Source organism: Pseudomonas sp. LAIL14HWK12:I1, from assembly GCF_003202095.1.
Classification (GTDB): domain Bacteria; phylum Pseudomonadota; class Gammaproteobacteria; order Pseudomonadales; family Pseudomonadaceae; genus Aquipseudomonas; species Aquipseudomonas monteilii.
Genome location: NZ_QJKG01000006.1, coordinates 250,063 through 264,502, shown reverse-complemented (window position 1 = coordinate 264,502; position 14,440 = coordinate 250,063). Strand labels below are relative to the sequence as shown.

Genomic DNA, 14,440 nt, shown 5'->3' with positions numbered 1-14,440 from the left:
ACAACAGTGCCACATCCGAGCGACCAGGAAATCAGCCCATGATCACTCACTTCAAAGTCGACGGCCACTTGGCCTGCGGCCGCCATGGCACCAACCTCCTTTGCACTGACCAGCCCGGCCGCGTGAAGTGCCGCAACTGCAGAGTCACCGAGGTATTCCAGAGTGCCCGTAAGGACATGCGAAACGCTGCGCGCAGAGCCGCCCGGAAGTTGCTGAAACCCCATGAGAAGCTTGGCTGGCGTGCTTTTTGGTTGGAAAGACTTGCTAAAATGCCCGGCCTGCAGCGTCTCCCAAGAGGCTTCAGTGGCCAGCCGTACATCTAGTCCATGAGTACAGCGCAGCCAGGCCTGGCTACGCTGTACTGGCTTACCTTGCTTTTCACGTCGGCTCAGTTCGAAATCCCCGGATCCATGATCTTGCTCGCAAGCCATGACGAAGCGTCACACTGCTCAGCGCTTGATTCTGGATATCTTGGTTCCCTCGATGCTGACTCCGGCCATAAGCCCCTGCTGGTCGAAGATGAAGGCATAGGCGTCACCCCGCCGAGACGAGCGAGAAGAAGGCAAGCATGATTTCCCGCGGACAGGGTTTGCCGACGGCGGCCTCGCTATTGTCACGGAAGGAATAACGTTCAGCAGCCGATTCACGTCGCTGTGCCAGAGGAATACGCGCCGCCGCGTCGGTGCCCGGGCGCACAGACGCAGGCCCACCGCCGGCTGTCAAATGGCAGGGGGCTCGGGCGACAGGTAGGGCAGCAGCCGTTCAGTTTCTTTCTTCACCACGGCATAGCATTCGCAACTGAGCCGCTCCAGGTGTGCTCTGTCCAGCACCCTGATGTTTCCCCGGCTGTACTCGATCACACCTAGACGCTGCAATTTGCCCGCAGCATCGGTCACCCCTTCACGGCGTACGCCTAGCATGTTGGCGATGAGTTCCTGGGTCATGCACAGGCGATCTCCCGGCAGGCGATCTAGCGACAGCAGCAGCCAGCGGCACAGTTGCTGGTCGATGGAATGATGGCGGTTGCACACCGCTGTTTGAGCCATCTGGGTAATCAGTGCCTGGGTGTAGCGCAGCATAAGCATCATAAGTTCGCCATGGCGATTGAACTCGTCCTTGAGTCGCTGCCCCGGCAGGCGATAGGCATGCCCTGCGCTTTGCACGATCGCTCGGCTGGGCGTGCTTTCACCGCCCATGAACACCGCAATCCCGACCAGTCCTTCATTGCCCACTACCGAGATTTCGGCCGAGGCGCCGTTCTCCATGACATAAAGTAAAGAGACAATTGAGTCGGTAGGAAAGTAGACATGGCGCATTGCGTCGCCAGACTCGTAGAGTGCCTTGCCCAGTGGCAGGCTCACCCGTTCCAAGTGAGGCTCCAGCCGGCTGAACGTCTGCACTGATAATGCAGCCAGCAGATGATTCTGTTGTGGGGGGGGCGAGGGTTGCATGTTCGGGACCGTCGAGGGCAGGTTTTGTCAAAACAAGATTAGCCCAGCAGGACTGCAGTTTCTCACCCAGGTCCGCGCGCTGTCGAACGGTTCAGTTCGTAGGCAAGAGGCAGCTTTGGCACTGGGCGATTACCTGATGCAGCTTTCCATCATCCTTCAGTTGCAGTGTGGCATGGGCAAGCAACTGGCCATCCAGGCGGAGGGTCCGTTCGGCGCTGGCGCTGTTGCGCACTTCAATGCGGTAGTAGGTATTTCCATAACGGTAGTGCAGTACACAACCTGGCCAGCCTGCCGGTAACAGCGGGCGTAGCCGCAGGGTGTCACCGCTACGTTGCAGGCCCAGCAGGCTTTCGGTTATTAGGCGATACATCCAGCCCGCGGAGCCCGTGTACCAGCTCCAGCCTCCCCGCCCTGCGTGGGGGGTTATGGCGTAGACGTCGGCGGCCATGACATAGGGTTCTACTTTGTAGGTATCGATCAGTGCGCTACAACCCTGGCGTATTGGGTTAATCAAGCGCAATAGCTCCCAGGCCCTGTCTGCGTCTCCTAGGTGGGCATATGCCATGCTCGCCCAGATCGCCGCATGGGTGTATTGTCCGCCATTCTCACGCACGCCAGGCAGGTAGCCCTTGATGTAGCCAGGGTCCAGATCGCCCTGGTCGAAGGGAGGATCGAGCAGTTTCACGATACCGATATCGCGTCTTACCAGGTGGTGATCCAGCGCCCCCATGGCGGCGCGTGCGCGCTCGGCCGACGCGACCCCGGACAGCACCGCCCAACTTTGTGCGAGCGAGTCTATGCGGCACTCCTGATTGCTTGCCGATCCCAGTGCCTGGCCATCGTCGAACCATGCGCGGCGGTACCAACCGCCATCCCAAGCGTGCTGCTCAAGGTTTTCGGCAAGGACGGCGGCTTGCCTGGTGCAGTGCACTGCGAAGCCAGTGTCACCATGGCGTAGAGCGAGGTCGCCGAACGCCCGCAACACCTCATGACCGAAGAAGCCCAACCATACACTTTCGCCCCGACCTTGTTCGCCGATGCGGTTCATACCGTCATTCCAGTCGCCGCTGCCTATCAACGGCAGGCCATGGACTCCACACTGTAGGGCGTGCCCGAGTGCACGCTGGCAATGCTGGTACAGGCTCTCGACCAGGTGCGAGTGGGCTGGCAGGTCGTAATAGGATTCTTCGCCGACATTGAGTTCACGCCCTTCCAGGTAGCCGACCGGCTCGTCCAGTACCGCTTTGTCTCCCGTGATCTCCACGTAGCGGCTGGTCGCCAGCGGCAGCCAGAGCAGGTCGTCCGAGCAGCGGGTACGGACACCGCGCTGCATGGGTGGGTGCCACCAGTGCTGGACATCGCCTTCGACATACTGATGCGCGGCACACGCAAGGAGGTGCTCGCGCGCCGCCGCCGGGGCAGCGTGCAGCATTGCCATACTGTCCTGTAACTGGTCGCGAAAACCGATGGCACCACCGGACTGGTAGAAGCCGCTGCGCGCCCAGAAACGGCAGGCAATTACCTGGTACATCAACCAGCCGTTGGCCAAGACATCCAACGAGGGTTCGGGGGTTTCGATCCGCAGGGCGCCCAGGGTCTGGCGCCAGTAGATCTGAACCTTTTCGAACGCTTCCATGGCTGCCCGTAGGCCGCGGTATTGCTGCACACACCGGGTAGCGGTCTTGGCATCCTGCTCGGCCCCCAGGCGGAACACCACCTCACGGCTTTCGCCGGCCTCCAGCAGCACGCTGACCCGCAGCGCCGCGCAGGGATCCAACCCTCCGCCCGTGCGCCCCGACAACCGCGCCTGGCGCATGCCGGCCGGCGCTTGAGAATCGCCGTTGCGGCCGAGGAACTCGCTGCGATCGCAGGTGATGCTATCAAAAGGCAGGTCGCAGTCGAGAAACGCCACATGTCCGCAAAACTCTACGGCATAGGTATTACGGGCGAACAAGGCACCGCTGACCGGGTCGGTCTCGCTGACCACATGCATAGCAGACTTGCTGCGCAGGTCGCCAAGAACCCACTCGGCGAAGCAGGTCACAGATAACCGTCGTACTCGCCTAGAGTGGTTGTGCAATTTGAGTCGGCTGAACTTGACCGGGGCATCCAGCGCTACATGCACCCAAAGCTCACTGCGCAGGTCATCCTCGGTATACTCGAACACGCTGTAGCCAAAGCCATGCCGGGTGCAATAACGGCCAGGGCCAGGACAGGGCTGCGGAGTCGGCGACCAGTAGTGCCCGCTGTCCTCGTCACGCAGGTACAAGGTTTCGCCGCTGGGGTCGGTGACGGGGTCATTGTGCCAGGGCGTCAACCGATACTCGTGTGCGTTCTCGTACCAGGTGTAGGCGCTGCCAGCCTCCGAGACCACGCTGCCGAACCGTGGGTTGGCCAGGATATTGACCCACGGTGCCGGTGGCGGCTTGTCGGGGATCAGAGGGATGACGTACTCGCGACCATCGGCACTGAACCCCCCGTAGGAGTTGGCAAGCATCAGCGCGAGCTGGCCCGTTGGCAGGTGGTTGGCGGGCTCGGGTCGGGTGTAGGCCGGGTTCGGCTGGAAGGCGGGTGGTACAGGAGGCTGACGGCGCCGATGCAGTTGCTCGGCCAGCGTGCCATGGCTGTCGTTGAGCACCAGCCGCGCTACCGAAAGCGTCAGGATCCTGTCCTCTTCGGACAACTGTTGTGCAGGGCGTACGAATATCCCACCGGGGCGATCGAGCAGGGCTGCCTCGCTGCCGGAGGCGACAATACCCATGATCAGCTCCTGCAACTGCTGACGGTAGCCGGCCTGGTCTTCGTTCCAGATCACCAGGTCGAGTGTCAGGCCCTTCTGACGCCAGTAGGCATGGGCAAGCACCATCTGCTTGACCAATTGAAGGTTGGCGAGGTCGCCAATCTGTACCAGCACGATTGGTAGATCCCCCGACAGTCCCTGGCTCCACAGGCCGGACTGGTTGCGCCCGTTGCTGGCCAGCAGGGCCCCGCTAGCGCGTAGGCCGGCATTGGGGTAGATCACCGATGCGGCCATTTGCTCGAACAGTCGCGCATCGGCCACCGAACCATTGAGTTGGCGCAACAGGACCTGGCTATGCGGCCAGGCGAGGTCGAAGGCCCGGTCGGCCAGGTGGCGGTCGCGGTACTTGGCGACTTGCTGAAGGCAGGCGTCGCGGCTGTCGGCGACGCCAGTGACCAGGTCGACTGTTACTGTCTGGCCTGGCGTCAGGGTTATGCGGCAGCGGATCGCCACGATCGGATCGAGCACCGCCCCCGCACTGCCGGATAACGTCTCAGTGTCATAGTCCAGTGCTGCCGGTGCCACGAGGGTACGGCCGCGGCCTATGAAGCGGGCCCGATCTGTCTCATAGGACACGGCATCGATATCGGCGCCATGCACGGCCAGAACATGACACATCCACGGCACGGCGTCCTGCAGCGAGCGGGGCCGCCGGGTGCAGAGGATGGCCTGCAACGGCTGAATCAGTTCGGTCTGGATGAACAACTTGCTGAAGGCCGGGTGCAACGCATCGCTCAGTGCCGGCGCCAGCACCACTTCGGCATAACTGGTCAGTTCCAGGATGCGGCGCTCGTCGCCATGGTTGGTCAGGTGCAGGCGACGTAATTCGATGTCGTCTTCGGGGGAGACGGCAATTTCAGTATGGCAGTCGAAGTTTCGTTCGCGAATGCGGAATTCCGCCCGGCCGTCGCTGAAAATTGCCTCCTGGTTTCTGGTTCGGTGGTGGGTCGGCTGGTAGGTGTTGGACCAGTACGCGCCGCTGGCGACGTCGCGCAGATAGCAGAAGTTTCCTAAGTCGTCGTGGCTGGCGTCCTCGCGCCAACGGGTGACCGCCAGGTCGTTACGCCGACTGTAGCCACTACCCACGTGATTGACCATTACGTGGTAGTGGCCATTGGAGAGCAGTTGGACGGCGGGGTGTTGCCGGTTCGGTTCGCTGAATAGGCGCAGTCGTGTTTCGGCGGTGCAGTCTGCGGCCACCACGGCCGATGCCTGAAGTGAATGAAGGTACGGGGCTGCCGTTTTCGGGACTCGCTCTTGCAACAGCAGCATGCTGGCCTGGAACTGTGGGTCCGAGGCGAAGCGCCGTTGCATGGGCTTGCCAAGTAGTAGGGAGGTCAGGGCGAGAAAGCTCATGCCTTGGTGATGGGCCATGAACGAGCGGATCACCACAGAGTCCTGCCCGGGGGGTAGCCGTGTCTCGCTGTAGTCCACCGCCTCGTACAGCCCGAAACGTCCGGCAAGTCCGAGCCTGCCAAGGCGCTGCAGGTTATGGCAGGCGGCAGTGGGCGCCACCATCAAGGCGAGCGCGCTGGCGTAAGGGGCAACCACGTGCTCTTCGCCCAGACCGCGCTTCAGGCCAAGGCCGGGAACACCGAATGCACGGTATTGGTAGTTGAAGTGAGCATCCAGCGCATTGTAGGCCGACTCTGAAACCCCCCAAGGAATGCCCAACAGGTTGCCATGTTTGATTTGCCGGTCGACGGCGGCCTGGCAGGTTTGGTCGAGCAAGGTCCCCTCATAGCTGGGCATCACCAGCAGAGGCATCAGATACTCGAACATCGAACCGGACCAGGACAGCAGAACCGGTACGCCAGCATTGCTGGTGAGTAGTCGGCCAAGGGCGAACCAACTGTCCTGGGGTACCTGTCCCTGGGCGATGATCACGAAATTGGTCAGGCGCATCTCCGACGCCAGCAGGTCGTAGAATGCTGAATCCAGTCGATGCTCATCGGCGTTGTAGCCGATGGCGAAAAGATCCCGGTGGGTGTCGTAGAGAAAGGTGAAGTCCATGGTGGCCAAGGTTGTAATGCGCCTTGCCAAGGCTTGCGCTTGAGCGATGCGCTGGCGGGCCAGCGCTCGAACGTTGGTCACTGCCAGCTGTTCGGAGAGCGGCCATTGGCCCGGATCGAGCTCTGCCAATTGTCGCCAACTCAACGGTGTCTGGGGCGCTAGGTTGTTGCCAGGGGGTAATTGGAAACCCTGCAACTCCGTGCACAGGTCGAGGCACTGCGTATGCAGGGCCTGCAACCAGAACACACAGTCATCGGTTTCCTCGGCCCCAGGTGATGGGGGAATCAAACCTGGCAGTTGCTCGGCCAGCAGCGACATCTGGGTGACTGGCAGGTTGCCTGATCGCTCATGGGCTTGCTGCACCTGTTCACGCAAAGCTTCTATCTCCCTTGCGTCACGGCCTGAGCGGCTGAAGGCGTCGAGCAGGGTGTCGAAGGTGTCGAGCAGCCCCAGGGTCAGGCGCTGGTCCAGCATGGGGGTATCTGCCATTTCCAGAAGCCCGGGTCTCAGCGTCAGGAGCAGAGCGGCCAGGTTGCCGCTGTCCACCGCCGAAACATACTGTGGTGACAGTGGTTTGAGGGTCTGGGTGTCGTACCAGTTGTAGAAATGCCCCCTGTAGCGCTCCAGGCGGCTCATGCTGTCGAGTATATGCGCCAGGCGTTCGAACAGGCGGCCGGCACTCAGATAACCGAAGTCATGGGCCGCCAGGTGTGAGAGCAGGGCCATGCCCATGTTGGTCGGCGACGTGCGGTGAGCGATGCTGGCGAAGGGCGGCTCCTGGAGGTTATCGGGCGGCAACCAGTTATCCTCAGGGCCGACATGACGGTCGAAGAACGCCCAGTTGCTGCGGGCCAGCCGATGCAGAAAGCGCAGATCCTCAGCCAACGGTGTGAACGTGACCTGACCACGCGGACGGCTGAGCCACCAGGCCAGTGCCGGCCCGAGCAGCCAGAGGGCGAGGATGGGTGATGCAAGCAGCAACACCCTAGGCTGCATCGACAACACGCTGGCCAGCACCAGTACCAGGGCTGGTTGCATCCATTGCTCGCGATAAACCGCCTGGAGCGTATCGGCGCTTGTGCGCTCCTCCTCCCGCGAGGGGTTCCATTGAAGCAGTCGATGTTTGCTGACGACCAACCGCCAAAGGGTGCGCAGGATGGCATCCAGGCTGTAGTTGGTCTCGAACGGTAACCAGGCCAGTGACAGACCGGCACGAACGAAGAAGGTGCCCGAGGTGCGCAGGGCCGCAAGCAAGTGTTCGGAAAATGGTACATCGGTAGTTTTGCGCAACACCTCGAGCAATGAATCCAACAGTGGGCGAGTCAGCAGCAACCCCAGCAGTGCAAGCGTCCAGGGCAATGCCGAGGCGCTGGCCAGCCAGCCCCACAGCAGCATCGTTAACAGGGCTGCCGGCTCCAGGCTGCGGCGCAGATTGTCGAGGATTTTCCAGCGCGACAGTGCGCTTAGCGGACTTTGCGCGAGACCGTGGGTGCCTGTGCGCAGCCACGGTACAAGCCACGGCAGCAGTTGCCAGTCCCCCCGTATCCAGCGGTGGCGGCGCTTGATATCGACGCTGTAGCGCGCCGGATATGCTTCGAATAACTGCACGTCGCTGAGCAGGCCGGAGTGGGCATAGCAGCCTTCGATCAGGTCATGGCTGAGCACGCGATTGTCGGCAAAGCGGCCATCCAGTGCCTGTTCGAAGGCATCCACCGCGTAGATGCCTTTGCCGATGAAGGAACCGCTCAAGAACAGGTCTTGGTAGACGTCAGAAACGGCCTGGGTATAGGGATCGACACCGGCCTCGCTGCCGAACAGCCGAGCGTAGGTCGAGCGCGACACACTGGGTAGGCTGATACCTACCCGCGGTTGCAGGATCGCGTACCCAGAGCGCACGCGACCGGTCTGTGCGTCGAAGCGTGCGCGGTTCAATGGATGCTGCATGGCCCCGACGAGCTTCTGGGCTACACCGCGCGGCAACTGGGTGTCAGTGTCCAAGGTGATGACATAGCGCACGCGCTCGAGCTTTTGCAGATCGCCGACGATGCGCATGAAGCACCCGTCCCCGTGGCCACGCAGGAGGGCATTGAGTTCGGCAAGTTTGCCGCGCTTGCGCTCACGCCCCATCCAGCACTGTTCGGTTCCGTTCCACGCGCGTGGCCGATGCAACAGAAAGAAGCGTTCGCAGCCTGGGCTTGGGTATTTGTGGTTCAGCGCCCGGATACCTTCGCTGGCCAGGTCGAGGAGGGCCATGTCTTCAGGGCATGTCTGTTCAGGGGCATCCATGAAATCGCTCAACAGCGCGAAATGCAGGTGCTCATCACGGTTTGCCAGAAAGCGCACTTCCAGCCCCTCGACCAGTTCTTCTGCATCGCTGGCAGTGGCTAGCATGGTGGGCACCACGACCAATGTCCTGGCGTCAGCAGGAATCCCGGACGAGTAGTCCAGCCGTGGCAGGAAGGAAGGTTTCACGGTCAGGGTCACCAGCCAGTTAACAAGGCCAATGGCCAGGCGGCTGGTCGTCAGCACTATCGGTAGGGCCATGACCGTGAGTACCCATGTGGGCCAGCCCTCAACGTCAATGGACCGTATGAAGCCCCAGGCCAACAGGCACGACAGCAGAATCACAGGCACCAGGTAGAATACCAGCGGCGCTCGGTGCAACAGGCGTTGCCACCGCTCGGCAAGTGGAATACGGGCCGCGAGCCGTCGCTCCAGCGATGGCAGGCCGCCCCCTGCCAGGTAGAAACCAACATGCTCGGCCTGGTCTCCAGGCCGGGGGGCTGCGGCCTGAGCGAGCTCGATAGCCGCCTGCGCCACTTCTTTCTCATTGAATGCGCTATGGCGTGCCACCTGTTCGACCACATGCCGATAGTGATCACGGCTGGCAAAGTCCATCGCTGGGTATACCGAGGCCGGGTCCTGACGCAGGATCTGTTCGACATGACTCAGGTTTTCGACGAACAGCTTCCAATCGATGGTCGACAACAGCCGCAAGCTTCCAATGCTGTTGCTGATGGACACTTGGTCGATGGCCTGCTGCTGGGCATCGAGTTGCACATTGCGTTCGATGCTGAGTGCTGACTCGCTGAGCATCTGTTCGACCCAGGCAAGCGGTTGCGTCAGTAGAGTGCTGTGGCCTTGAAGACGCCTTGCCAGTTCGGCAACAAAGGCGGGGGTCATCGGTGGTTCCGAGCGGGCCATGTCCGCCACCACCAGCACTACGCTCTTGGCGTCGCGCTCGGCGGTTTCCCCGAGCTGGTCGGCCCAGGCATTGGCCAGATCGCGGTCAGCCCAGTTGGCCATGACCCGTGCTGCCACCCGGCGCAGATTTTCGATCAGCGCCAGCCGTAACATAATCGGGATTGCCCAGAGTTCTCCAAGGGTCAGTGTCCCGACCTGCTGATAGGCCTCGACAAAAAGGCTGAGACTCTCGGCGTCGACCCGGCCATCGCCGTGGGAGATGGTTTCCAGCGCGATGTCGTAGACCCGTGGCAGGCCGGCCGAGGGGCCGTTGTCCAGCCGCGGCAGTTGCAGGCTGTAGTCTGTCGGCAGATGACGTTTGGCGATGCGGATATGGGTCTCGACCAGGTAGAAGTTGTCGAGCAACCATTGCGCCGCTGGCAGCGCTGGGCGCGAGCTGGGCAGAGCGCCAGCAAGGGAGGTACAACAGGTGGAGAGCATCCGCTCGTTGTCAGCCAGACGGTCGAGCAGCGAATCATCTGCGGGCAGTTGGCTCAAACGATGCTGGCTAGCAAGCCAGGTGCCGTGTTCCGCCATTTGCTTGGCGCTATACAGCTCAGACCGGAGCAGGCTCTCGTAGGTGAACGAATGGCGGGGCGATCGCCAGGGTCGCGCATGGCCAGGCAGGCGTTTAACGAAGGCGAGCGCGCGAAGCCAAGGATTGTCCATGGTGTCCTGGAGTACCGAGATCTGGCCGGTCAGCACTCAGTTTGAGGGGAGGCGCAAAGGAGGTCTGTTCGGTAGCGAACAGACCTGTCATGGCATCGCGCTCATCCTGCTCCTATGCACCGCTCCAAAACCTGGAAGGGTGCTATCACCCCTCCCTATCCGGCAGGGGCGTGGTGTTTGATCGCAGGAGCTTGAGTATTGAACACTCTTTGGAACTCTACCGCTATATCGACCTGCAGAAAGAGCCCTGACCTTGCTTCGCAAATATATTTGGACGAATCCGATCATGGCGTGCTGTTGACGGCAGAAAGCGGGCGCATCGAGAGCGCCAACCCTACGTTTTGTCGGTGGATCGGTTACACATTCGAAGAACTCCACGGTATGCGAATTCAGCAACTGTTGAGTGTGGAGGCCAGGACCTTTCATCAGATGTACTGGCAACCCTTGATGGCGCTCCAGGGGGCGGTGGCGAATGTCAAGTTCGATCTCGTGCACCATGCGGGCTTCATACTGCCGATGATATCGAGTGCCATTACCTGCACGCATTCAAAGGCCATCGTTCATGAGCTGACCTTGTTCAACACCGAGGAGCAAAGGTACATACGTGAGCTGCTCACTGCCCGGCTGCTGGCTTATCCAGTCTGGGCGAGGTGTTCCCATTCACCCTACAGTCTCGGATCTACCGAGCGCCGTGGAAGGATGCCTGGAGGAATTACGTCTGGTATTTCCCCGTCATCAATTAACATACAATCACGTTGGCCAGCGTCTCGCCCTCTTCGATAAGGACCGCCTTTTCCAAGTCATTGGAAACCTTGTCGCCAACGCCATTGCGTATGGCGACCCACAGTCACCGGTGAGTGTGAAATCTTGTAACCAAGATAAGATCGTCGTCATCACCGTCCACAATATGGGCGCTCCAATTCCCGCTGAACTTTTAGAGCGTTTATTCGAGCCTCTGGTACGTGGGCAGAAACAGCCTGTTGAAATGCGTCATGCAGGGCTTGGGTTATTCATAGTCAGCCAAATAGCAAAGGCCCACGCGGGAGGCGTATCAGTCATTTCGACACAACAGGATGGCACCACTTTCAGTGTGACATTTTCTCAAATCTATGCAGGCACGAACCCAGATCACACTCTATCAAACACCTTTGCTTGCGCTTTGGACTTTCTGAAGGCGCAAGCGCGACCGACCAGCTAGGCCTATCGACGCTCAGCTACCTTCTCGAAGGCCAGATGATTCACCGCGACAGTGAGGGGCATACGGAGAAGCATAAGCGAAGCAAGCTGCCATCGAAACCGCAGATGCAAAAGCTTCGCAAGGTGTTCCGCTCAGCGTGGTGGGTTCGATCTCACATGCCCAGAACCTCGCCCTAGCCTGTGCTACAGATGCCCAGTACTACGCAGGTGTTGGCGTAGATGCCGAGCCGATAGCCTTGTATCCGGAGTTATGGGGGATGGCCGAGCAGGTCGTGACGAGCCACGAACGGGCATGCCTGGAGGGCGTGTTAATCACAATTTGCATGGCTATTTGCAATTAACGAGCGTAATGATGCGGCTCACCCCTTACTGGGGCTGGAGAAAAACCCTTGAATACCGAACCGACCAATCAAGAAGTCGCTGCAGCAGTTGGAATTGGTGAGGCTCAAGTTGAGCGGTACCGAAGGGAAACGGTTCGACTTAACGAGGGCGCCTGGCTTGTTCACTTTTCCTATGAAATGCCCAGGGAGCTTCGTTATGGCTTTACCGGCAGCTTCACAGCGCTGATAACGGATACACGTCAGCGTAACGACGCTAACCCTCGTGGCTAGATGCTTTACCCAGCGTGTGTCGCACGCTTTCTTCATCCTGAATGAGGACGATGAGTGAAATCTCTCTATCGAGCAGCTGACGCGCACCCAATCAAGACTCAGGAGCGCTGGAGGAGAGACATCCTGCGCGCTCTGGAGCTTGAGGTAGAGGCCGCGTTGCTGGAAGCGCAGCACATTCTCGACCATGAAGGCCATTGGGTCGCAAATGTCGGTTGACTGCGACTGAACCAATAAGCCAATGTGCGTTCATCCTGTCATTCCTGCGCATGTTGAGGCGTGATAAACAAAACCCGGCCACCGAGCCGGTTTTTTTGCCCGAAGAGGGGCTCAAGCGTCCCAACGCTGCGCCAGTCTTATTAATTGTCCCGGTGGTCTGGTATTTCACCCTGTGGCAAACTTAGGGCGCATACTCGATTTAGCTCAGATTTTCTGAGTTATTGAGAGGTACTTATGTCTAGTGACACTACCAAGCCAGATGGATCTCCGGGGCTTGAATGGGAAGTTGAATCAGGTACAGAAAAGCGTGAGGGGTTTGATAAAGCTAGCCCAGAGGATAGGGACGATTATATCGATCCCGACGCTACGCCTGAACAAAATCCTGAGCCCCCTGAACGTCAAAAAGCTTCAAATAAGGAAACGTTCAGTAATCAGCAGGCTGGTTGGACTTATCCTGGGCGTCGTTGGTAGAGGCGCCCAACCAAAGACCGCTCTTCCGCCCCATACGCGCATTGAAGCTGATGATCCTCTGGGCTACACCCCAGATGATGACGAGCCAGGCCTTGATAAAGGTCCGGAGAGTGACCGGAGGCAGAGGCGTACACATGATGGATCATTCGCTGAGTAATTCATTTATTTGAGCTCGGATAACCGGGCTCATCAGAGGTTTATATGACAGATAAAACATCGCACCAAGGTGAAAGAAGTTCTGGCGAAAATACACCTCCCCAAGGCCCAAGGACGGAGGGAAGTAAGGGTGCCAACACCGAGCGGGCTTCAAAGGCAGAGCTCTATAGTCGGCACGACAAGGTTGCTGAGAAAGATGTCAAAAATGATCCGCGAAAGTCGTGAAGTAGAACATTTGAGCTGATTGAAGCGCCCAATGAATTGGGAAAGCGCTCATAAATCACTGGCTAGCCGCCTTCGGGCGGCTTTTTTGTTCAGGTCACTCAAAGCTGGCGACAAAGGGGGCTGTTCAGCGTGCTCCGAAAGGAGTACAAATGTGCTCCATGGACAATCTAACCCCCAAACGCCGCGCCATTTTCGAATTCATTCGTGAGCGCATTGCCGACCATGGCCAGCCGCCAAGCCTGGCCGATATCGCCACGCGCTTCGGTTTTGCCTCGCGCAGCGTTGCGCGCAAGCACATCACTGCCCTGTGCCAGGCCGGCTATATCGATGTCACGCCGAACCAGGCGCGGGGCATCCGCCTGGCTGAACCGTTGCGCCGGCCCGAAATCCTCGAAGTACCGGTGCTGGGCCAGGTGGCAGCAGGTGCTCCCATCGGCCCGGACCTGGGCATTCACGAACAATTGCTGCTCGACCCCAGCCTGTTCTGCCGTACACCGGATTACCTGCTGAAGGTGCGTGGCGACTCGATGATCGACGACGGCATTTTCGACGGTGATCTGGTCGGCATTCTTCAGCAGGCCGACGCCCGCGATGGCCAGATCGTGGTTGCACGCCTGGACGGTGAAGTCACCATCAAGCGCCTGCAACGCAAAGGTAGCCATTACCGGCTGTTGCCCCGCAATCCGGCCTACGCGCCCATCGATGTTAAGCCTGAACAGGAGTTCTTCATCGAAGGCGTGTTCTGCGGCCTGCTGAGGCGTGACTGATGGGCGCGGTGGTCGACCTCGACAGGCTGCTCGACCAACGCCGGGTATGGCGCGGGCGGCAGGCCCAGGCGCGGCCACTCGGGTTGCAGCCCACCGGCCATGCGGCCCTCGACGAGCGCTTGCCGGAAGGTGGCTGGCCAGCGGCCGCACTTAGCGAGCTGTTGCTGGCCAGCCCTGGTTGTGGCGAATTGCAGTTGCTGTGGCCAACCCTGGCCCGGCTAAGCGCTGACGCCAGCCGCGTGGTGCTGGTGGCACCGCCGTTCATTCCGTATGCACCGGCCTGGCAGGCGGCGGGGGTGGACCTGCGCTGGCTGGTACAGGTGGATGCCGAGCCCGCCGATGCCCTGTGGGCCGCCGAACAGTGCCTGCGCTCGGGCAGTTGTGCGGCGGTGCTATGCTGGCCTGAACGTGCCGATGACCGCGCCCTGAGGCGCTTGCAGGTGGCTGCTGAAACCGGTCAGGCACTGGCATTCGCCTGCAGGCCGCAGCAGGCGGCGCACAACCCTTCACCTGCAGCATTGCGCATTGCCGTTGACACGCGCCCGGCGCAATGGCGTGTGCTGAAGAGCCGTGGCGGCATGCCGCCAGCGCTGCCCATCGCCTGCCCGGGCCGGGGCTGAT

8 protein-coding genes and 1 pseudogene are annotated in these 14,440 nt (G+C 60.3%); 6 read left to right on the top strand and 3 right to left on the bottom strand.

All coding sequences use genetic code 11. The annotated features are described in order from the left end of the window. Positions 1 to 38 precede the first annotated feature (38 nt). On the top strand, positions 39 to 323 hold the full coding sequence (locus tag D906_RS26840; protein ID WP_019099085.1) for a hypothetical protein: 285 nt from the start codon (positions 39 to 41) through the stop codon (positions 321 to 323). 126 nt (positions 324 to 449) lie between these two features. On the opposite strand, the pseudogene D906_RS26835 reads toward D906_RS26840, so the two are convergent. The 3 genes and pseudogenes from D906_RS26835 to D906_RS17235 all read right to left on the bottom strand — a co-directional run. Further along, positions 450 to 542 (bottom strand): annotated as a pseudogene (locus D906_RS26835) (twin-arginine translocation pathway signal protein); the annotation flags it as partial. A gap of 177 nt (positions 543 to 719) precedes the next feature. Then, positions 720 to 1,451, bottom strand: a complete 732-nt coding sequence (locus D906_RS17240) for a Crp/Fnr family transcriptional regulator (RefSeq protein WP_025754158.1) — start codon at positions 1,449 to 1,451, stop codon at positions 720 to 722. Between the two features lie 91 nt (positions 1,452 to 1,542). Next, positions 1,543 to 10,176 (bottom strand): GH36-type glycosyl hydrolase domain-containing protein, encoded by an 8,634-nt coding sequence (locus D906_RS17235; RefSeq protein ID WP_027615535.1) that lies wholly within the window; start codon positions 10,174 to 10,176, stop codon positions 1,543 to 1,545. A 291-nt stretch (positions 10,177 to 10,467) separates the two neighbouring features. Between D906_RS17235 and D906_RS27065 the strand changes: the two genes are divergently transcribed. From D906_RS27065 to imuA, 5 genes are all read left to right on the top strand, one after another. Beyond that, the gene (locus tag D906_RS27065; RefSeq protein WP_332262043.1) at positions 10,468 to 10,959 is read left to right on the top strand and encodes a PAS domain-containing protein; all 492 of its coding nucleotides are present in this window, start codon (positions 10,468 to 10,470) and stop codon (positions 10,957 to 10,959) included. After that, entirely contained in the window at positions 10,868 to 11,374 is a 507-nt protein-coding gene (locus D906_RS27060; protein ID WP_371262245.1) for a sensor histidine kinase, read from the top strand. Before D906_RS27065 ends, D906_RS27060 begins: the two co-directional genes overlap by 92 nt. A 664-nt stretch (positions 11,375 to 12,038) precedes the next feature. Further along, positions 12,039 to 12,200, top strand: coding sequence for a hypothetical protein (locus D906_RS26545; RefSeq protein ID WP_155951173.1), 162 nt, complete (start codon positions 12,039 to 12,041; stop codon positions 12,198 to 12,200). Positions 12,201 to 13,201: 1,001 nt separating this feature from the next. Then, a complete protein-coding gene (gene lexA, locus D906_RS17210) occupies positions 13,202 to 13,819 on the top strand; it encodes a transcriptional repressor LexA (protein WP_025754155.1) in 618 nt (205 codons plus the stop codon). Then, entirely contained in the window at positions 13,819 to 14,439 is a 621-nt protein-coding gene (gene imuA, locus D906_RS17205) for a translesion DNA synthesis-associated protein ImuA (RefSeq protein WP_019099079.1), read from the top strand. The genes lexA and imuA overlap by 1 nt, the downstream gene beginning before the upstream one ends. Position 14,440 lies beyond the last annotated feature (1 nt).